Origin of the sequence: Kribbella sp. NPDC058693 (genome assembly GCF_042715335.1) — a bacterium.
Lineage (GTDB): Bacteria > Actinomycetota > Actinomycetes > Propionibacteriales > Kribbellaceae > Kribbella > Kribbella jiaozuonensis.
This window is the reverse complement of record NZ_JBHXSQ010000001.1, coordinates 1,607,816-1,627,461: the sequence shown is the minus strand read 5'-3', so window position 1 is coordinate 1,627,461 and position 19,646 is coordinate 1,607,816. Positions and strand designations below refer to the sequence as shown.

15 protein-coding genes are annotated in these 19,646 nt (G+C 66.4%); 8 read left to right on the top strand and 7 right to left on the bottom strand.

The window, feature by feature from the left end; genetic code table 11:
• The first annotated feature begins 158 nt into the window (after nt 1–158).
• Nucleotides 159–2,957, top strand: coding sequence for an AAA family ATPase (locus ACFWUU_RS07785; RefSeq protein WP_380173624.1), 2,799 nt, complete (start codon nt 159–161; stop codon nt 2,955–2,957).
• 98 nt (nt 2,958–3,055) lie between these two features.
• A complete protein-coding gene (locus tag ACFWUU_RS07780; protein WP_137253084.1) occupies nt 3,056–3,736 on the top strand; it encodes an alpha/beta fold hydrolase in 681 nt (226 codons plus the stop codon).
• A gap of 46 nt (nt 3,737–3,782) precedes the next feature.
• On the opposite strand, the gene ACFWUU_RS07775 is transcribed toward ACFWUU_RS07780, so the two are convergent.
• Both ACFWUU_RS07775 and ACFWUU_RS07770 read right to left on the bottom strand, forming a co-directional pair.
• The gene (locus ACFWUU_RS07775; RefSeq protein ID WP_380173622.1) at nt 3,783–5,297 is read right to left on the bottom strand and encodes an MFS transporter; all 1,515 of its coding nucleotides are present in this window, start codon (nt 5,295–5,297) and stop codon (nt 3,783–3,785) included.
• 10 nt (nt 5,298–5,307) lie between these two features.
• A complete protein-coding gene (locus ACFWUU_RS07770) occupies nt 5,308–6,231 on the bottom strand; it encodes an NADP-dependent oxidoreductase (protein WP_380173619.1) in 924 nt (307 codons plus the stop codon).
• A gap of 218 nt (nt 6,232–6,449) precedes the next feature.
• Here ACFWUU_RS07770 and ACFWUU_RS07765 point away from each other — a divergent pair, with 218 nt between their 5' ends.
• Nucleotides 6,450–8,327 (top strand): ABC transporter permease, encoded by a 1,878-nt coding sequence (locus ACFWUU_RS07765; protein ID WP_380173617.1) that lies wholly within the window; start codon nt 6,450–6,452, stop codon nt 8,325–8,327.
• A 21-nt stretch (nt 8,328–8,348) separates the two neighbouring features.
• On the opposite strand, the gene ACFWUU_RS07760 is transcribed toward ACFWUU_RS07765, so the two are convergent.
• The 5 genes from ACFWUU_RS07760 to ACFWUU_RS07740 all read right to left on the bottom strand — a co-directional run bounded on the left by ACFWUU_RS07760 (nt 8,349) and on the right by ACFWUU_RS07740 (nt 13,238).
• A complete protein-coding gene (locus ACFWUU_RS07760) occupies nt 8,349–9,044 on the bottom strand; it encodes an aldo/keto reductase (RefSeq protein WP_137253087.1) in 696 nt (231 codons plus the stop codon).
• On the bottom strand, nt 9,041–9,727 hold the full coding sequence (locus ACFWUU_RS07755; RefSeq protein ID WP_380173615.1) for an ester cyclase: 687 nt from the start codon (nt 9,725–9,727) through the stop codon (nt 9,041–9,043). Before ACFWUU_RS07755 ends, ACFWUU_RS07760 begins: the two co-directional genes overlap by 4 nt.
• A 54-nt stretch (nt 9,728–9,781) precedes the next feature.
• Nucleotides 9,782–10,072: a hypothetical protein gene (locus ACFWUU_RS07750; protein WP_202877569.1), complete on the bottom strand. Its 291-nt coding sequence runs from the start codon at nt 10,070–10,072 to the stop codon at nt 9,782–9,784.
• Between the two features lie 60 nt (nt 10,073–10,132).
• Nucleotides 10,133–12,721, bottom strand: a complete 2,589-nt coding sequence (locus tag ACFWUU_RS07745; RefSeq protein WP_380173613.1) for a LuxR C-terminal-related transcriptional regulator — start codon at nt 12,719–12,721, stop codon at nt 10,133–10,135.
• Nucleotides 12,722–12,818: 97 nt separating this feature from the next.
• Nucleotides 12,819–13,238, bottom strand: coding sequence for a nitroreductase family deazaflavin-dependent oxidoreductase (locus ACFWUU_RS07740; RefSeq protein ID WP_380173611.1), 420 nt, complete (start codon nt 13,236–13,238; stop codon nt 12,819–12,821).
• Between the two features lie 1,137 nt (nt 13,239–14,375).
• On the opposite strand from ACFWUU_RS07740, the gene ACFWUU_RS07735 reads away from it, so the two are divergent.
• The 5 genes from ACFWUU_RS07735 (at nt 14,376) to ACFWUU_RS07715 (ending at nt 19,349) form a co-directional block, all read left to right on the top strand.
• A complete protein-coding gene (locus ACFWUU_RS07735) occupies nt 14,376–15,107 on the top strand; it encodes a DUF4386 domain-containing protein (RefSeq protein ID WP_380173610.1) in 732 nt (243 codons plus the stop codon).
• 46 nt (nt 15,108–15,153) lie between these two features.
• Complete coding sequence (locus ACFWUU_RS07730) at nt 15,154–15,867, top strand: DUF4389 domain-containing protein (protein ID WP_233714556.1); 714 nt, start codon at nt 15,154–15,156, stop codon at nt 15,865–15,867.
• A complete protein-coding gene (locus ACFWUU_RS07725) occupies nt 15,864–17,234 on the top strand; it encodes an alpha/beta fold hydrolase (protein WP_380173608.1) in 1,371 nt (456 codons plus the stop codon). Before ACFWUU_RS07730 ends, ACFWUU_RS07725 begins: the two co-directional genes overlap by 4 nt.
• A gap of 76 nt (nt 17,235–17,310) precedes the next feature.
• On the top strand, nt 17,311–18,006 hold the full coding sequence (locus ACFWUU_RS07720) for a DUF4386 domain-containing protein (protein WP_380173606.1): 696 nt from the start codon (nt 17,311–17,313) through the stop codon (nt 18,004–18,006).
• Between the two features lie 956 nt (nt 18,007–18,962).
• A complete protein-coding gene (locus tag ACFWUU_RS07715; protein ID WP_137253095.1) occupies nt 18,963–19,349 on the top strand; it encodes a hypothetical protein in 387 nt (128 codons plus the stop codon).
• Nucleotides 19,350–19,646 lie beyond the last annotated feature (297 nt).

Genomic DNA, 19,646 nt, shown 5'->3' with positions numbered 1-19,646 from the left:
CGTGTACGCCGTGGTTGAGCGCTTGTCAGTCCGACCACCGATCTGATGCCGTTGCCGCCTCGCAGCTCGGCTGGGTGTCTGACGGGCCCAGGCAGAAGCTCGACACTCTCCGCTAAGCGGCGGGAGGATTGTCCCTCGGTGAAAGCGAGGCGCTAGGCGTGACTGTTGTTCCATCGCTTCCAGTTCGTGGCCGGGACGATCAACTCGCCGTGCTCGACCAGGCGCTTGCCGATGCCGTGTCCGGCCGTGGTTCGGTGACCGTGATCGAGGGCGGTCCTGGCATGGGCAAGACCCGGCTGCTGCAGGCCGCGTGGGTCCGGGCCGCCGCCCGGGGGTTCCGCACGGGGCGGGGCATGGCCGACCCGACCCAGCGGGTGGTCGAACTCGCGCCGTTGTTCGAGGCGTTGTTCGAGCACGATGCGCCGTTGCTGGACCGGTCGAGTCTCCGACAGGTTTACGCGGCTCCCGAACAGCGATTCTGGCTGCTCCAGGAGATTCAGACGCTGCTCGAGGAAGTGGCCGCATCGGCGCCGGTGCTGATCGTGCTGGACGACCTGCAGTGGGCCGACTCGGGTACGGCGGCGGCTCTGAGAGTGCTGTCCGCTCGACTCGCGGGTACGCCGATCGCGTGGGTGCTCACGCTACGACCCGGCCAAGAGTCGGCTTCTCTTCAATCCACGATCGTTGCCCTCGTGGACGCCGGCGCCACCACCCTTCATCTGGGCCCTCTCGACTACGACGCGATCGCCTCCATCGCCGCAGACCTCCTGGACGCCACGCCGGACGAGGCGCTGCTGAAGTTGCTGCGGTCGGTCAACGGAAACCCGTTCCTTCTGGTCGACGTCGTCCGTGGACTAGCTGCCGAGGGCAACCTTTCGACCGCGGAGGGGCAGGTGACCCTGGTCGAGGACCGACTTCCGAGCCGAGTCAGCGACGGCATGCGACTGCGACTGGCCCGGATGTCCGAGGTCTCCGAGCGGATTGCGACCTGCGCCGCGGCCCTGGGGCGCCGGTTCACGGTGGCCGACATCGCGGCGATGACGGGTATGTCTGTCCCCGACCTGGTGACGCCGATCCGGGTTCTCATGGAGGCCGACATCCTCGCCGAGAGCGACGACCGGTTGTCGTTCGTGCACGATCTGGTACGTGACGCCGTACGCGCGAGCGTGCCTACAGCCGTCAGGCGGGCCTTGGATCGTGAAGGGGCCGACGTTCTCCTTCGTCGCGGAGCGCTTCCGGTGGAAGTGGCGGCACAGGTGGCTGAGAGCGCCTCGTTCGGAGACTCAGTTGCGATCGGAGTGCTGGCCGATGCAGCTGAAGCATTGGGGATCACCGACCCCGCGATGTCGGCTGAGCTGGCCGAGCGCGCATTGCTGCTCATGCCGGAGCGTCATGAACTTCGAGGACCGCTGGTCGGTCGGCGAGCTGTCTCGCTGTTCGCCGCCGGCATCCGCGACGAGGCGAAGCGGTACGTCGATACCGTGCTGCGTCAGACGTTTCCGCCCGCTCAACAAGCCCAGATGCGGCTGCGGATTGCGAGCATGTTCGGGTTGTCGCCGGACATTCGGGTGGAGAACGCACGGCACGGGCTGGCGCTGCCCGATCTGCCTAGCGACCTCCATGCCGAGCTGATGGCCGCAGAGGTGCACAACCTGGTGGTTGGTGGCCGAGTCGCCGAGGCGGTCGGCAAGCTGTCTGCGGCGGAGGCGGCAGCGCGAGAATGCGGCAGCCAGGAAGCCGAGTTCGCGATGGATCTGGCCAGTGCAGGCTTGGACTACCAGCAGCTCGAGTTCTCCAGAGGGCTGGCCCGGCTCGATGCGGCGATCGTGCGTGGTACCTCGGAGGATGTCCGGGCACGGCTCGCGGCGTACTTCCGTGGCTGGTTGCTCGCAGCGATGGACCGATTTGATGAAGCGATCGCCGTCGCTGAGGAGGGTGCGCGCGCTGCCCGTCGCGATCGGCAGCACTGGGCCTTGTCCACGTTCGAGACCCTGACGGGCATCGTCAAGCTTCAGTCAGGCCGGCTGCCGGACGCCGTCGCGGCTCTCGAGGGCCATGTCTCGCTGGTCGACGGAGCCGTTGTCGGCGGCGTCATCGATGCGGCCAACCTGTCCAGTCTGGCCTTTCTCCGGGTCCACACCGCCGACGAGTGGGGCAGCCGCGAAACGGTCCGCATGTGCGAGGCGATGATCAACTCGACCTCGCCCGCGATCCGCGCTCACGCGGCGTGGGGCCTCGCCGCGCACGCGAACGCTCACGGGCAGATCGGGCAACCCCACAAGTGGCTGAGGCTGGTCTGGGACGCCGAGGCGCCGTACTCCCGACGTCTGTACCCGCACGACATCGCGAGTGACGCGGAGGTCGTGAGGATCGGACTCGCTGTCGGCGATGACGAACTCGTGTCCGAAACGCTGGCCGGCGCGATCGAACGCCTGCGCCTCAACCCCGATGTCAGCTCGATCGCCGCCTGCGTTCACCACCTGCAAGGACTGATCACCCATTCGTCGGCCGAGCTGGCCAAGGCCGTGCCGCTGATGCGTTCCGCGGGAAGACCACTGGCCCTTGCCAGCCTGCTGGAGGACTACGCGTGCGCGCTGCTCGCAGAGGGCTCGACGGCGGACGGCATCGAGATGCTCAACGAAGCACTCGACCTCGCGGTCGGGATCGGCGCGACCCGGCTCGCCGGGCGGGTCCGCGGTCGCCTGCGCGAACACGGAGTACGGCGTCGCGTTCTGCCGTCAACAGGTGTGCACAGCGGATGGGACGCGCTGACTCCCACGGAGTCCCAGGTCGCTCAACTGGTGGTCGACGGCTGCACCAATCGAGAGATCGCCGAGCAGCTGTTCGTCTCTCTGCACACAGTGAACACCCACGTTCGGCACATCTTCGAGAAGGTGCAGGTTCGTTCACGGTTCGAACTGGCCCGGCTCGCCAACCGGCACGACAACGGAACCTAGAACAAGAGATCGCCTACCTGTGCGATATGCCGGGCAACGCTGGAGGACGACTTTCGAAGGGTGCGGCATCCGCCGCAGCACTCGAGAGGAGAGTCGGCATGGCAAGCAACGTAAGCATTGTGTTCGCTCATGGTCTGTGGGCCGATGGCTCGTGCTTCAGCAAGGTGATGGGGCCGCTCCAGGCCGAGGGCTACGAGTGCCTGGCCTCGGAGCACGCCCTCGACAACCTCGCGAACGACGTCGCCAACGTACGGCGCAACGTCGCGCGCGCGTCGAATCCGGTCCTGCTGGTCGGCCACTCGTACGGCGGCACCCTGATCACCAACGCGGGTATCGACGAACGAGTTCGCGGGCTGGTCTACATCGCCGCGCTGGGACCCGATGAGAACGAGACGTCACAAGGTCAGCAGAACAACTACCCCAAGACCCCGATCTTCGAGCACATCGAGGTGGCCGAGGACCGGATCTGGCTGCTCAAGTCCGGCGTACCGTTCTTCGCCGGCGACCTGCCGGAGGCCGAGCAGGCGCTGGTATGGGCGACGGCGATGCCGCCGGTTCCGGACCTGTTCGACCAGAAGGTCGAGGGAACGGCGTGGCGGACGAAGCCGAGCTGGGCCATCGTCGGCACGAACGACCAGACCGTCCAGCCGCAGCTCGAGCGCGACTCAGCCAAGCGGATGGGGGCCAAGACCTTCGAGCTGGACTCCAGCCACGTCCCGATGCTGTCGCAGCCGAAGGCCACCCTCGACATCATCCGCGAGGCCGCAGAGTCGCTGTAGCACTATGCGGCGGGTCCGGTTCTCCGCCGAACCCGCCGCCCGCCGGCTAGGTGCTGCTGCTCTCCGGGTCGGGCTGGGTGGTGATGTCGTCCTTGCTGGCCTTGACCAGGAGTAGGACGGCCACGAAGGCTCCGGTGATCAGAGCTGCCCCGATCCAGAAGGCGACGTGGTAGCCGTGGATTGCGGCGGGTGGGTTGAATGCGGAGGGTGGGAGGTGATGGGCAACGACATAGGACGTGACCGCACTCGCGTAGAAGGTGTTCAACAGTGCGGTACCTAGGGATCCGCCGATTTGTTGGGTTGAGTTGAGGACCGCGCTGGCGACTCCCGCGTCATTGTTGTTCACTCCGGTGAGCGCGAGGCTCGACAGCGGCACGATCACGAGGCCCAGGCCGATGCTCATCAGTAGTTCTCCGGGCAGAACATGGGGAGCCCAACTGCTGTTGTCGGAGATGAACGTGAAGGTGCCCAGGCCGATTGCAACCATGGCGAGCCCGATCAGCATGAGTGGTTTGGGGCCGGTGCGCGGCAGCACGGCCGACACTGCGCCCGAGGTGACGATGATGCCGATGCTGAACGGCAGGAACGCGATGCCCGACTTGAGTGCGCTGTAGCCCAGGTTGTACTGGAAGTAGTAGCTCAGGAACAGGAACATTGCGAACAGCCCGGCGAAGACGAGCAGCGAGGCGAGGTACGAGCCGCCGCGATTGCGATCGAGTACCACCCGCATCGGCAACAGCGGGCTCGTCGTACGCAACTCGACGAGCACGAACGCGACCAGCAGGATGAGGGCGCCCACGAGATAGCCGATCACTTCGATCGAGAGCCAGCCGACGCCGGTCTTGGCCGCTTGGGTGAATCCATACACGAGGGCGACCAGTCCGGCCGTGCCGAGGATCGCGCCCGGGATGTCGTACGAGCCTCCGCCCGCGGACTTGCTCTCGGTGACCAGGATCGTGCCGGCGATGAAGGCGGCGATCGCGATCGGCACATTGATCAGCAGGCACCAGCGCCACGATGCGTACTCGGTCAGCGTGCCGCCGAGGATCAGGCCGATCGCGGAGCCACCGCCTGAGATTGCACCGTAGACGGCGAATGCCCGGGACCGCTCCTTCACCTCGGTGAAGGTCACCGAGACCAGTGACAGCGCTGCGGGCGCGAGGAGCGCTGCGAACGCGCCCTGGAGGGCCCGGGCACCGAACAGCGTTGCGCCGTTCTGCGCCGCACCACCGAGCGCCGACGCCGCGGCGAACCCGAGCAGCCCGACCAGGAACATCCGCTTACGACCGGTGTAGTCGGCGATCCGTCCGCCAAGCAACAGCAGGCCCCCGAACGCGACGGTGTAAGCGGTGACCACCCATTGCCGGTCGGCGTCGGAGATGCCCAGGTCGCGTTGCGCCGATGGCAGCGCGATGGTCACGACGGTGCCGTCGAGCACCACCATCAGTTGAGCGATCGCGATCACCGCCAGGGCCCACCATCGATGGCTGGGTGGTGCTTCGACCGTTTCCCCGAGCGACTCGAGCCGGTTCTCGTCGGCCCGCTCAGCGTCTGAAGTCATGATCAGCGGGCTACGGCCTGAGGACGATCTTGCCGCGGGTGTGGCGGCGTTCGAGCTCGGTGTAGGCCTCGCGGACCTGAGCCAGCGGATAGACCCTCGCGATCGGTACCTCGAGAGCTCCGCCGGCGACCAGGTCGGCCAACTCCGCGAGCACCGTGGCGCCCGGCCCGGCTGCTGCGCCGCCCTCGGTCTTCACCCCGTATTTCTGGGCGGCCGCGAAGTCGACGATGGTGTCGATCCGCTCGGCCGCGACGCCGAGCGCGAGGGCCAACTCGACGTACCTGTCGCCGTTGGTGTCGATGAAGGCGTCCACGCCGCTTGGCGCGGCGGCCGTGATCCGGTCGGCGACGCCGGCGCCGTACGCGACAGGGATCACGCCGTGGCTTTTCAGCCACTCGTGGTTGTTCTCGCTCGCCAGGCCGATGACCGTGGCCCCGGTACGGCGTGCGAGCTGTACGGCGAGCGAGCCGACGCCCCCGGCGGCTCCCGAGATGACGACGGTCTCGCCCTCCTTGGGCTCGACTGCGTGAACTGCCCCCCATGCGGTCGTGCCGGCGACATACAGCCCACCGCCGACTTCCCAGGAGACCTTCTCCGGCTTACCTGTGAGGTTGCCGGCCTCGACCAGGACCAGCTCGGCCTGGGAGGCCCGCGTGTCCGAGAACCCGATGACTTCGTCGCCGGGCGAGAATCCGTTGACCCCGGCGCCGACTTCGTCGATGACGCCGGCCAGGTCGCTACCCTGCCCGGAGGGGAACGTCGACGGGAACAGCTCGGCAACTGCGCCGGTGCGGATGACCGCCTCGCTGGGGTTGATGCCGGCCGCTTTCACCCGGACGAGGACCTGCCCGTCGCCGGGTACCGGGCGTTCCACCTCCTCGACCCGAAGCACGTCGATGCCGCCGAACTCGTCGTACCTGACTGCCTTTGGCATATCTGCAGCTCCCTTTGGTTCGAACTCGCCGGGCATTCCCTGCCGGATGTGGGCCACTAGCAGGCTTGCTGTCAGGCAGGTGAGGAAGCGTCACCGGATCACGGTGATTCGCGAGTAGAGCGGGCGGATCACCGCGATCCGGTGACGACCGATCCCCTGCTGGGTGGCAAACCTGAGTCTGTTGCGAACGTCTGCCCGGCCCGCTGGAGGAGATCGACATGACTGCAGACGACGAGCAGGGGACGTCACGCACATCTCTTGGTACGTCGGTACCCGCGGTGCGGGTCGAGGGTGTGAGCAAGCGGTTCGGGACGACCGTGGCGCTGGATGGCGCTGGGCTGGAGGTTCCGGCGGGGATGGTATTTGGTCTGCTCGGCCCGAATGGTGCGGGCAAGACCACGCTCGTGCGGATTCTGGCCACGCTGCTGGCGCCCGATGCCGGCCGTGTGGAGGTCCTCGGCCATGACGTGACGGATGAGCCTGCCGCCGTCCGGGAGCTGATCGGCCTCACGGGTCAGTTCGCGGCGGTCGACGAACTGTTGACCGGACGCGAGAACCTGGAGATGTTCGGCCGTCTGTTCAATCTGTCCCGCGAGGACGCCCGCCGTCGCGCCGGGGAGCTGGTGGAGCGATTCGGCCTGGCGCAGGCGGCTGAACGGTCGGCCGGCACGTACTCCGGCGGCATGCGCCGCAGACTGGACATCGCCTCGAGCCTCGTCACCCGCCCGCGGATGCTGTTCCTCGACGAGCCGACCACAGGCCTGGATCCGCGCAGCCGCAACGAGATCTGGGCGATCGTGCGCGAGTTGCGGCGCGAGGGGACAACGATCCTCCTGACGACGCAGTACCTGGAGGAGGCCGATCAGCTGGCCGATCGGATCGCGGTCATCGACCGCGGGAAGGTGATCGCGGAGGGAACCGGGAACGAGCTCAAGGAGCGTGTCGGCGGCCAGATTCTGGAGGTGGAACTATCCAGCGCAGGGGACCGCGACCGCGCACAGGCCGTGCTCTCGAGGGTCGGCTGCGGCGAGCCGCAGCCGGACGAGCGGCCGGACCGTCTCACTCTTCCGGCCCCGCGCAACGGCCTTGCGCTGGTGGAGGAGGCTGCCGCCGGGCTGCGCCAGGCGCAGATCGCCGTCACTGACATCGGGTTGCGCCGGCCCACCCTGGATGATGTCTTCCTGCAGCTGACCGGTGCCGCGCCCAGTGAGGACGGCAGCGAACCTGCACCACGGCCTCGAGCCCAGCAGCCGCCGCCGAACGGGCCGGCACCTCGCCGGCCCGCGCCTCGTCGTCCGGTCGTGCGGCTCCGCCGTCCATCGCCGCAGGCCGTGCGCTCGGCAGTGACAGACACTGCCGTCGTCACGATCCGCAACCTGCGTCATTTCATCCGCCAGCCGGACCTGCTGGTCTTCTCCACCATCCAGCCGGTCCTGTTCGTCCTGCTGTTCGTCTACGTGTTCGGCGGCGCGATCGGCCGCTCCTTGCCGGATGGGGTCGCGTACGTCGACTTCCTGCTGCCCGGGATCTTCGTCCAGTCGGTCACGTTCGGTGCCTCGCAGACCGCGGTCGGCCTGAAGGAAGACCTGACTCGCGGGGTGGTCGACCGCTTCCGGTCGATGCCGATGGCCCGTTCCGCGGTGCTGGCCGGGCGCACCGTTGCCGACCTGGTCCGCAACATCGCGGTCATCGGGCTGATGATCGCTGTCGGGTACCTGGTCGGGTTCCGTTTCCTCGGCGGGGTTGCCAGTGCGATTGCGTGCGTTGCAGTCGTCGCCGCGTTCGGCTTGGCCCTCAGCTGGATCTTCGCCTTCGTGGCGCTGACGGTGCGCGGTGCGGAAACGGCACAAACGGCCGGGTTCGTCGTGATCTTCCCGCTCGTCTTCGCCAGCTCGGTGTTCGTGCCGGTGGCCACCTTTCCGGAGTGGCTGCAGACGTTCGCAAGATTCAACCCTGTAACCGTCACCGGTGACGCCGCCCGCTCCCTCGCGTTGTACGGCTCCTCGGCGTCCCTCGGCGCGGCCGCGGCCTGGGTCGCCTGCCTGCTGGCCGTGTTCGTCCCCCTGTCTGTATGGAGCTACCGACGGATCGGCTGACCCCAGCGCCTGCTTCGCTGCTCAGATCGTGTCCAGCTCGGCGACTGCGTCGGGCGGCAGGGGCAGGGCTGCGCCCGCGATGTTCTCGCGCAGGTGGTCGACCGACGACGTGCCCGGGATCAGCATGAGATTCGGTGAGTGCTGGAGCAGCCAGGACTCGGCGACCGCCGTCGTGGTCGCACCGAGCTGGTCGAGGCTGACCGTGCTCAGGCCGAGGTGCCGGATGAGACCTTGCCCTTGCAGTTCAGCGAGCGCCTCGAACTGGGGTACGAGCGTGTCTGTAACCGTTGCGCGGTCATCGATCCCGACGAGGGTCCGCAGGTTGACTATGTCGAGTACGTCGAGTCCGAGCCGGCGGAGGTTGTCGTGTACTTGCGCACGCAGCGCCTCCGGGGAGTTGGCAGCCAGCCAGCCGCCCTTCTCGTCGCGCACCACTCCGACCTTGGTCGCGATGTGCACCTGGCCGTCGTACGGGAAGAGCGCTTCCCGGATGATCTCGTTGGTGATGTACGGCCCGTACGCGTCGGCCGTATCGATGTGATTGACGCCCAGCTCGACAGCGGTCCGCAGCACCTCGATGGCGGCGGCGCGGTCGCGCGGTGGCCCGAGAACGCCCGGGCCGGCGAGCTGCATCGCGCCGTAGCCGATGCGGTTCAGCTCGAGGTCTCCGACCAGGTACGAGCCGGCCCGCGCGGCCGGTGGGTTGATGACGGTCATGGATTTCCCTTCGGCTGACTGTGTTCAGCGCGTGACGCCGCCACTGCGGACGCGTAGTCAGGCAGGATGCCGAGCTGCGCGTACAAGGTGGTGAAGGCAATGTGGCAGTCGAACACCTCGACCTTGCCGTTGCGCAGGTACCAGAAGTCGGCGGTCGGGAAGTCGACCTTGGCCCCGGTGGGCTTGATCACGCCGGCGGGTGTCTCGAACCCGCCGAGGAAGGTGCCCTGGATCGACAGTTCAATACTGACGACGTCACCGTTCACGGTGATGTGCTTGAGCTCCCGGTGCACGTCCGGAAGGAATGTGCCCATCCAGACGATCAGACCGCCCAGTTGTTGACCCCGCAAGCTCGACTGTCCCTCGACGCCGCCGATGCCGTTGAGCACACCGTCCCTCGCAAACAGGTTCATGAATCCCTGGGCGTCCAGAACGTCACCCTCACCCGCGTGGTACGCACGCAGGACGACGGCGAGGTTGGCCTTCTCACGCTTGGTCAGATGGCGGTTGGTGAGCGGCAGCTTGGACAGGTCGCTTGCGCTCAACGTCGCGCTGACCTTCGGACTCTGGACGAGAGTCGCAGCCGGCGCCGGCGTGCCGCTGATCGCAGGCGGCGCGGCGCCGATAGCGAGAGCCAGGCTGGCGGCCACGGCGGTGATCGTCTTCCAGCGATGAACCTTCATGGTCATGCCCTCCTGTGCTTCAGAACCTGGGATCCAGGAAGTCCAGGTTTGCCGTCAGGACGGTGGGAGGTGGTCACCGGATGCCGGTGATTCTTGCGTGCCCGACCATCCGTCCCGGGATTCTGCTGATGTGTGGTCCGGGCTGAGCTGACGAATCTCGATCAGGTCGAGGGCGAGGGCCTCGATCTCCGCAAGTACGCCGTACAACGCTGACCGGTCCAGCAACCCGGTCAGCACGGTGTCGGAGCCGTCGCGCCGCGACGCCAGCGCCGGGAACGCAGACAGCACGCCGGCACCGAGGTGGCCGTGGATCCGGATGGCGTACCAGGCGGGCATGGCGTCCATGAAGCACATGGTCAAGGCCGGGCAGGTGACCGAGCATCACTGCTTTGAGGTGAACCCGGGCTACCTCGTGCGGCGGGCCGACAGCAATCGCAGTTCCCGCGCGCGCCGTACCGCCGCAGAGCGGTCGCCGACCTGGAGCTTGGCGTAGATGCTGCGCACATGCGTGCTGACGGTGTTCTGCGACACGGACAGTTCGTCGGCGATTTCAGGCCGGGTCAGGTTCGTCGGGAGATAGCGCAGCACTTTCAGCTCGCCGGGGCTGAGCTCTCCTGTCGGTGGCAACGAGGATCCCCTCTTGGCCGGCGGAGGAGAGCCGTGCAAGCTGTCGAGGATGTCGGCGGCCAGCGCGGCGTGCGCTGTTTCATGCCCGGGGAGCGCCTCGAGTAGCTCGCGGGAGCCTGTGATCGCGAACGGGAGGATCAACCGGTCAGACTCCGCCAGGTCCAGCGCCCGCTCGGTCGCCTGGTTTGCCGCGCGCTGGTCACCGACCTCGCGATGGGCGAGCCCGGCCAAGAGGTGTGCCTCGATGACCGTGACGTCCCCGAAGACCGCGGCCGTGCCATTCAGAACGTCGGCTACTGCTGTCAGAGCCCCAGCCGGATCGCTTTCGGCGAGGCGGATCACCGCGAGGGCGTTCAGGATCTCACCGGAGCCGGCCAACTCGTCGTCGAGCGCCGCCAGCAAGGCGTGAGCCTCGTCGACCATTCCGAGGCGGGCCTGGGTGGCGAGCAGCCACCGGGTGGTCCGGGTCGCCAACGCCCGCGAGTCTGCAAGCTGCGATCCCATGTACTCGGCGGCGGTGAACTCCTCGAGCGCTTCCTGATGGCGGTTGCGGCCGGCGTGCAGCAACCCAGCAGTCTGGTGCAGGAGGAGTGTGATGTCCGGGCCGGTGTCTGTTTCCAAGGCCTGTCTGGTTCGTTCCAGCCATTGCTCGCCCTCGTCGAACTCACCCGTCCAGATCAGAATGGCGGCGAGCATGATCAAGGCAGGCGCGATGATCGGTTCTGCGCCCCATCCGTATCGCTCGGCCAGCGCGATCGCCTCACGGCAGCGCCGCTGGGTCGTGGCGAACGAGTGGAGGACCAGCGATGCGAACCCGAGTTGCGCCAAGCAGCCGACTTCGAGGTACGGGCGACCGATCTCCCGCGCCAGCGTGGCGCCCTCCCGCAGATGCCGTTCGGCGTCCGGCGCGTCTGACAGCCCGAGCGTCCACGCCTCGGCCGTCCCCAGGTTCATCAGCGCGACCGCCCGCAGATCGTTGCCTAGCGCAACGTCTCCGTCGGGCTGCTCAGTGAGCGGGGAAGCCAGGAATCCGGCCTGCTCGATCACACCGGCAAGCTCGCCGCGCCGCCTGGCCAGCGACAGCCTCAGCGACGCGACCGCCACCAGGAGGCGTCGCCGGCGGTCCGGTGACGTCGCCTGCACATGTGCCTCGGCGAACGCAAGCTCGCTGGCGGCCTGGTCCAGACGTCCCTGCGAGAGGTCACCCATCGCGCGCACCAGCGCGAGCTCGGGATGATCTGCATTCTTGGGAAAGTTCTGCACCAGCGCCTGCATGGTCTGCGCTTCCCCGTCGAGGGTCAGGCTGAACGACTGATCGGCGAGCAACCGGGCGGCATCAGGCCAGTCGCCCGCTGCCTGGGTGTGCTTGATGGCGTCGACGACGCGCCCGTGCACGGTGAACCATCCAGCGGCGCGTCGGTGCAGCGCCGGCACTTCCTCGGCCAGTCTCCGGCGAAGCTCCAGCCGCAAGAGATCCGCGAACAGATGGTGGTACCGGAACCACGTGCGCTCGGGGTCCAGTGAGACGACGAACGCGCTCGCATCTTCGAGCTCCAGCAGGGTCCGTTCCGAGCCGGACCCGTCGGTCAGCAGGTCGGCGAGTGCGCCGTTGACGCGGTCGAGCAGGGACGTACGGAGAAGCAGGTCCTGGACGTCTGGCGGCTGGCGTTCCAGCATTTCGGCGATCAGGTACTCGCTGACCGTGCGGTCGCTGCCGGAGAACTCGGCGACGAATCGCTCCGGATCGGGGCGACCGGCCAGGGAGAGGGCGGCGAGCCGCAGGCCGGCGGCCCACCCCTCGGTTCGCTGGTGAAGCAGGGCGGCCCCGGCGGCCGACAGTGTGATGCCCGAGGCGGCGAGAAGGTCGCGTGTTTCGCGCCCCGAAAACCGCAGGTCGGCCGCGCGGATCTCCGCCAGGTCGCCGGCCAGACGCAGTTGGTGCAGCCGCAGACGTACGTCGTGGCGCATGGTCAGTATCGCGTGTGCCTGAAGGGGAAGATCCGTCAGCAGCCGGGTGAGCTGAGCGAGGGCCTCGGGCGAAGTCAGCTCGTGAAGATCCTCGATAACCAAGGTGATGTCCTGCGCGTCGGCGAGTTCCGACAGCACCCGGTCGACCATCGCACGTGCATTGAAGTCAGGTGTCGCTGCTTGCGGTTCCACGCGGCCAGCGGCAGCCGTACCCTGGCCGATCGCGTCGAGTACGGCCAGCCAGAACTGCTGGGCGTCGCGCTCGTCGCGTTGCACCTGCACGAGAGCGAGCCGGGACGTCTGCCCCGGCCGGTCGGCCCACGCGCGCAGCAGGCACGTCTTCCCGCTCCCTGCCGGAGCCGAGATGACTGTTACCTTCCGCGCCGCCGCGCGATCCAAGGCAGCGACAAGGCCACCCCGGTCGATAAGCCGTGCACTTGCTGGAGCCACCGTCAAAGGCCCGCCCTCATCTCCACACCGGACAAACTGGCGCCGGCTACCCGCGCTTGAGTTCGAGGACGGGGATAGTGCGGATGCCCGCGGTCTGGCGTTCGTACTCGGCGAAGCCGGGGTAGCGCTCGGCCTGGACGGCGTAGATCCGGTCGTGGTCGGGACCGGTGATCTCGCGGACCGTGACGTTGTACGTCTCGGTCCCGCGCTCGATGGTGGCGTTGCCCGCGGCGGTGAGGTTGGCGTACCAGTCCGGGTTGGTCGGGGCGCCGCTCTTGGTTGCGAAGACGTAGATGGTGTCGGGGTCGGTCTCGTGTGCGAGGTACATCGTGGGGGTCACGTACTCTCGTCCGCTCTTGCGGCCGCGGTGGTGCACCAGAACCATCGGCGCGCCTTCGAACGGGCCGCCGACCTTGCCTCCGTTGGCTCTGAACTGGGTGATGGTCTGGGTGTTCCAGTCACTCATATGCACTCCTGTGGTTCGATCAACGCCGGGGCTCGATGCCAGCGAGGGTGACTTCGGCCGGCAGGGGCTCTGCCGACAACAGTGCCTTGAGTTTGGGCCCGTTGTTCGTCCAGCGCGATATCGGCCACAAATGCAGCCTGCCGCAGGATGGCCTCCAGGGTCGAGCGCTGCTCGGTAGTCACCGATGATCTCCCTCCACACGAACCGTTTTAAGTGTCACCGCAGGTGACGTGCCCGGGCGTCACCAGATCCCGGTGATTCATTCGACGTGGGACTTGGTTCGAGATCCGACGGCGGCTGAGTCGCGTTCTCAGCTGACGCCGTTTGTCGCCACCCTCCGCCTTAGCCTCGGCGGCTCCGCCCAACCCCGCGACTCCAAGACCTCGCCGCCGTCTGCGGCCGCACCACCTCCACCAGCACCCGGCGTCATCCGTACCCTCCCCTTCGGCACCGGCATCCTGTGACCCGCACCGCCCCACCCATCCTCCTCACCATGACCCCCTGGACCGACCGCACCGACGCCGACCAAATCCGCGCCAGCATCGGCAAGGCCACCCTCCGATGAACCGCGATGAAGAACTCGCCAGCGCCCTGGCCTTCGCTCCGCCCCCGGACCCCTACATCGTGTGCTGGCGCGACCTTGACCCCGCCAGCACCACCGAAGAACTAGAGCACCTCGCCGAATGGGTGTCCTGGGCAACCATTCGTTACAACCTCGACCACAAAGTCATCCCACCCTGCTGGCCCCACCACGGCGCATCGTCGAAGAACTCTCCGCCCTCCGCACCTACTGGGAATCCTGCTACCAAGACGACGCCGCCCCCTCAGACCCACTTGCCTTCCACCGAGACCACATCCTCGCTGTACGCCGCATCCGCGACTGGACCTCCCTACTCGGATGCACCAGAACTACTCACCGACACCAAACTGCTACATGAAGCCGGCAGCTTGATCGACAAGCAGGTGCGATACCGAATGTCTGGTCCGCGGGTTTATGGGCATTGGGTTCACCGTTGACAGGGGTTGCGCGGCAGAGGATGGTGAGCCGCAATAGGGCGTATGCGAGTGGTGGTCTAAGGCGTATCCGTCGGAGACACCTAGGGGCGACCGGGGGGCCGCTACAAGGGGCGCACTCGCATGGCGAATCTGAGCGCACTGAGACGTACCGCGATCGTCGCGGGCGTGTTCTATCTGGCCACGGAGATCACCTCGATCCCGGCGCTGTTGCTTTATCAACCTGTTCTGCGTGACGGCAACTACCTGACGGGTGCCGATGCGGACAACAGAGTGCTACTCGGAGGGTTTCTCGAGTTACTACTCGTTGTGGCCTGTATCGGCAGCGCGGTCACGCTGTATCCCGTCGTCAAGCGACAGAACCACAGCATCGCGCTCGGCTACGTCTGCGGCCGGCTCCTCGAGTCCGCGATCATCGTCGTCGGCGCTGTCAGCGTCCTGGTTGCCGTATCACTCAGACAGGACCTGAGCGGTACGGCGGATGCCGGCAATCCCGCGGTCGCTGCGATCGAGCGGTCGCTGGTGGCGATCCACGACTGGACGTTCTTGCTCGGACCTAGCTGGGTCCTTGGTTTCAACAGCTTCCTGCTTGCTTACCTGGTGTACCGATCAGGGTTGGTGCCGCGGGCCATCGCCGTACTGGGGATGAGTGGCGGGGCACTGGTCACCTTGTCGGCGACGGCGATGCTGTTCGGCGTCTATGGCCAGAGTGTCCACACCGTCCTGGCGCTGCCTGTGTTCGCGTGGGAGGTCAGCTTCGCCATCTGGCTCATCGTCAAGGGCTTCAAGCCGTCAGCGATCACGGCGATCAGGTCTCCCGAGGTAGCAGGGCACACGCCGCTGCCTCTTGGGTGAGACGCCCGGCTTCATCTGTGAGCAAGCCCTTTGGGAGATGGTTGTAATGACAACATCTGTGGCATACCCGGTACATGTGAACGCGGCGACGGATCCGAGGTCGTCGCGGTGGCTCTGGTTGGTCAAGTGGATCCTCGTGATCCCGCACTACGTCGTACTGGCGTTCCTGTGGCTCGGATTCATGCTCGCCTCGGTGGCCGCGTTCTTCGCGATTCTCTTCACCGGTCGTTATCCGCGCGCCATCTTCACCTACAACGTCGGCGTGATGCGGTGGTCCTGGCGGGTGACGTACTACGCGTATGGTGCGCTCGGCACCGATCAGTACCCGCCGTTCACGCTGGCCGAGGTCGAGGACTACCCGGCGCACCTGTCGGTGGACTACCCCGAGCGTCTGTCCCGCGGCCTGGTGCTGGTGAAGTGGTGGCTGCTCGCGATCCCGCACTACATCATCGTCGGCATCTTCGTCGGCGGTGGAGCGTGGGCCGCGAACCGGTCCGACAACTGGCAATGGAACATCGGCGGCAGCGGTGGCCTCGTCGGCATCCTGGTGATCATCGCCGCCATCATCCTGGCGTTCACCGGCGCCTACCCTCGGTCCCTCTACGACCTGATCCTGGGAATGAACCGGTGGGCGCTCCGGGTCGCGGGCTATGCCGCCCTGATGACCGACGCGTACCCACCGTTCCGCCTCGACCAAGGCGGCAGCGACCCCGTCCTCGCCGTACCGCCTCCTTCATCCGGCGCCGACAACTCAGCATGAGCATCACCCCCACGTCACCGGCCGTACCCGACTCGGATCAGCGCCGTCCGTCTGGCCCTGATACCGGGCGCAGGGGACGGATCGGTTTGGTCCTGGCCGGTTCGATGGCTGCTGGACTACTCGCCGCTTTGCTGTTCGTTGCGGCGCCAGTCGTGCCGGCGAAAGACAGCGAGGTGGTCGGCGCAGTGCTGTGCGGATTCGCGCTCGGCTGGGCATTGTTGGCGATGCTGTCGGTACGGTTTACCGATCAGCCGCAGAGGTGGGCTGTGGTTCCTGCGCTCTTCATGGGTTTGAGCGGTCTGCTTCTGGTGCTGTTCGGCTCCCGGGTGGACGACGTGCTCAAGTGGGTGTGGCCGCCGGCCCTGCTGGTGTTGGCGATCTGGATGGCAGTCCGTGTCGGGCGAGAGCTTCACAGCCGAGGCGGACGGTGGCTGCTGTACCCAGTGATCGCGATCCTGGCTCTCGCCTCGATCGGCGGCGGGTACGAGACCGCGCGGGAAGCTGCGGATGCCAAGGCCTATCCGCCGCCCGGCCAGCTGATTGATGTCGGCGGGCACAGCCTGCATCTCAACTGCACCGGCTCAGGTAGTCCGACTGTCGTGCTCGAAGCCGGCGGCGGCGAGATGTCGTCGAATCTCGGCTGGATCACACCGGCCGTCAGTGGAACGACGCGGGTCTGCGTCTACGATCGCGCGGGTCGCGGGTGGAGCGAGTCCGCTGACGCAGCGCAGGACGGCAAGCAGATTGCGACCGATCTGCGCACCTTGCTGCACCGCGGAAACGTGCCTGGACCCTACGTGCTGGCAGGTCATTCCTTCGGCGGACTGTACGTACGCACCTTCGCGGCCAGCTACCCCGATGAGGTCGCTGGAATGGTCCTGGTCGACTCCACCGCAGCGAAGTCGTCGGCAGGATCACCAGCGGATCCAGCCTCCTACGACCCGATAGGCCGTGTCTCCGCGCTGGTTTCGGCCTCGGCCCGAGTTGGTCTGGTGCGCCTGTACAACCAAGTTTCCTTCGAAAGTCTGCCGCCGCGGTCTCGCGACGAGGTGCGTGCTACCGGCGCGACCGCGAGCAATCTTCGCAGCACAATCGACGAGTACGTGCAGGCGAACAGCTCGATGGAGCAAGCTGCCGCTTTCAAGGATTTCGCAGGCAAGCCTTTGGTCGTCCTGACGGCCGGTAGCGGAAATGACGCCGCCTGGCAGGCGAAGCAGAAAGACCTGGCCGGCTTGTCGACGAACAGCTCGCAGCGCATCGTCCGGGGCGCGAGCCACGAGGCGCTGGTCGGGAACGAAGAATACGCAGCCGCCACCACCCAAGCGATCCTCGACGTCGTCTCCGCGGTCCGGAGTCCCACACGCTGATCGGAGAAAGAGGTTTCAGATGGACATCGACAGAGATCGGTGGAGCAGCACGGTCAACGCGCGGAAGGTCGCCACCTTGACGGGTTGGTTGATGGTGGTCACCTTCGTCGCCTCGATCCCGGCGTACTTCGTGCTGTACGCGCCGGTGCGGGATCATCCCGGCTACATCACCGGAGCGGGCAACGATCCCACCGCGAGCGTGGCTTTGGGGGCCACGCTCGAACTCATTGTCATCATCGCCAATATCGGCACAGCTGTAGTGCCGTATTCGCTCTACCGGCGGTTCAGCGAGTCTCTGGCCTTGGGATACGTCGCAGCGCGCCTGGTCGAGGCGACCTTCATTGCTATCGGCATCGTCAGCCTTCTCACGTTCCTGTTGATGCGACAAGAAGGAACGGCTGGTACGGACGCTGCTCTCGGTCAGGTTTTCGTCGCGATCTACGATCGGGCATTCCTGATCGGGCCGGGCTTCTGCGCCGGCTTCGCGAACGGGATCGTTCTGGGCTACCTGATGTACCGGTCTGGTTTGGTGCCGCGCGGCATGGCGATGCTGGGACTCGTCGGAGGTCCGCTGATCGTCGTCTCGGGAATCGCGGTGATGTTCGACGTCATCGAACGCGGCGGCACGGTCCAGGGGATCGCGACGATCCCGGAGTTCTTCTGGGAGTTGTCGTTCGGCATCTACCTCATCGTCAAGGGCTTCAAGCCGTCTCCGCTGCTGGCGGGCCAGATGGTGAACTTGTCTGCCGCGAAAGTAGACAACCGGCCGTAGACCTGACGGTCTTCGATCAACGATCGCGAAACCCAGGAGTCACATCGACCACGCTCATCGGTGGTGCCTGGGCGGTCGCGCGTTGGGCAGATGGTTCATTCCGGCTGTTGCGCACAACTCGAACCTTTGCAAGCAGTCCAGCGTGATGATGGTGCTGCGTGTGCTCACTCTCTGGGGGCGGGGTTCCGAGGAGCGTAGGGCTGTGGATCGCATACCTCTCTCGATAGGCAGCGATCTCCCGAGTGAGCGCCGCGCGCAGTTGGTCAGGGTCAGCCCGCCTGACGGTCTGTTGAAGTAGGACGGTGTACCAGGAAGGTCTGTCGGTTTCAGCTCCGCCCGTTCGGCGCCGAGTTCTCCACCGAGCCGCGAGTGCTTGCGCCACCCCGCTGGAACCACCTCGTCTGGTACGAAGAACCCGTTTCAAGGACCCATGTCGAACACCCCGGCATCGACCACTGAATGCGCGCCGAAGGATCATCTGCTCGCCGTGATCGGCGGATGCTCGCGAACGGTCGTTTATGGACAGTCGGTCCTGTACGGCAAAAGCGATCCGGATGTCCGCCGCCGCTTGTTTCGAGGTGACGGGCGTAGTCCTGACCGTCCAAGCGACAGAAGCAAGCGTCGCGGCGGTGCCGGGGCTTAGCCTGCTGGTGTGAGGCGATCATGGCGTGGGCGTGGGGCGGCGGTTCTGGAGTTGGAGCGTGGCCCTTCGGGGGTTGGCGGTGCTGCTCTGGGCGTTTGCCTGGTCGGCAGGGCGTCAACTCGGGACCGTGCGCGGGGGCGTGTGTCTGGGTACCGGTCACCGACATCAGCAGCAAGGTGCATGCCTGGCTTCTGCTGCCCTAGCAAGGCTTGATTAGGTGTGTGTCCTCGGCCGCAGCCGAGAACACGTACGCTGCTCGAGGTTGATGCGGCCTCGTTGGTCGGCGGCGCAGAGACGGTCTGGAGATGATCTGATGAGTCCCGACGCGGATCAGAGCCACGATGCTTCGATGCCTGGCCTGACCGTTCAACGTCAAACCCCCAGCGTGGCGTTGCAGGCTGGGTTGATCGGAACCCTCGAGATCGACACTGTCACAAACTGCCTGGTTGTCCGCACCCAGATCAGCTTCGCAGTCGGCGTCCACAGCCTCGTCGACATCGATGTGGCCTGGCCTCTAGGCTGGAGTGTCGCACTCCGTGACGGTGTTATCGCCCTGCTCGATGCAGCTGGACAGATGGCCGGCCGCCTGGGCGACGAGGTAATCGTCGGTGGAGGTTTCGTAGATACAGCCATAGCCGATGTCGTCTCGTGCACAGGTCAAGAGCGAATATTCCAGGCGTACGAGCTCACGCGCACTTGAGCGTACTTGTCGAAGCTCGACGACGATGCCCTGTCCTCATGGCCCAACTCTGCTCGCGAACCAGAGTCAGTGATCACAGTCCCTGCCCGCCCAAAGACGACGGAATACCGGACAGCTCGAATGTGCACCGGTTGCCGGTCAAACTGGCCCGGCTCATCCAGACGACAGATCGCTCTGACGCATCCATGTCACGCTCCGTCGGCTGCACGTTGAGCCAATGGGCTGTCCAGGCGGACAAAGCTGGTCGCGCGAATGTCGAGTCGTGTACTGACGGCGGGGTCGGAAGCCGATCTGGGC

What these genes read in the sequence shown, in the direction of transcription:
- ACFWUU_RS07780 (WP_137253084.1), top strand. Translation starts at nt 3,056, where the DNA reads ATGGCAAGCAACGTAAGCATTGTGTTCGCTCATGGTCTGTGGGCCGAT.
- ACFWUU_RS07775 (WP_380173622.1), bottom strand. Translation starts at nt 5,297, where the DNA reads ATGACTTCAGACGCTGAGCGGGCCGACGAGAACCGGCTCGAGTCGCTC.
- ACFWUU_RS07770 (WP_380173619.1), bottom strand. Translation starts at nt 6,231, where the DNA reads ATGCCAAAGGCAGTCAGGTACGACGAGTTCGGCGGCATCGACGTGCTT.
- ACFWUU_RS07765 (WP_380173617.1), top strand. Translation starts at nt 6,450, where the DNA reads ATGACTGCAGACGACGAGCAGGGGACGTCACGCACATCTCTTGGTACG.
- ACFWUU_RS07760 (WP_137253087.1), bottom strand. Translation starts at nt 9,044, where the DNA reads ATGACCGTCATCAACCCACCGGCCGCGCGGGCCGGCTCGTACCTGGTC.
- ACFWUU_RS07755 (WP_380173615.1), bottom strand. Translation starts at nt 9,727, where the DNA reads ATGAAGGTTCATCGCTGGAAGACGATCACCGCCGTGGCCGCCAGCCTG.
- ACFWUU_RS07750 (WP_202877569.1), bottom strand. Translation starts at nt 10,072, where the DNA reads ATGGACGCCATGCCCGCCTGGTACGCCATCCGGATCCACGGCCACCTC.
- ACFWUU_RS07740 (WP_380173611.1), bottom strand. Translation starts at nt 13,238, where the DNA reads ATGAGTGACTGGAACACCCAGACCATCACCCAGTTCAGAGCCAACGGA.
- ACFWUU_RS07735 (WP_380173610.1), top strand. Translation starts at nt 14,376, where the DNA reads ATGGCGAATCTGAGCGCACTGAGACGTACCGCGATCGTCGCGGGCGTG.
- ACFWUU_RS07730 (WP_233714556.1), top strand. Translation starts at nt 15,154, where the DNA reads ATGACAACATCTGTGGCATACCCGGTACATGTGAACGCGGCGACGGAT.
- ACFWUU_RS07725 (WP_380173608.1), top strand. Translation starts at nt 15,864, where the DNA reads ATGAGCATCACCCCCACGTCACCGGCCGTACCCGACTCGGATCAGCGC.
- ACFWUU_RS07715 (WP_137253095.1), top strand. Translation starts at nt 18,963, where the DNA reads ATGAGTCCCGACGCGGATCAGAGCCACGATGCTTCGATGCCTGGCCTG.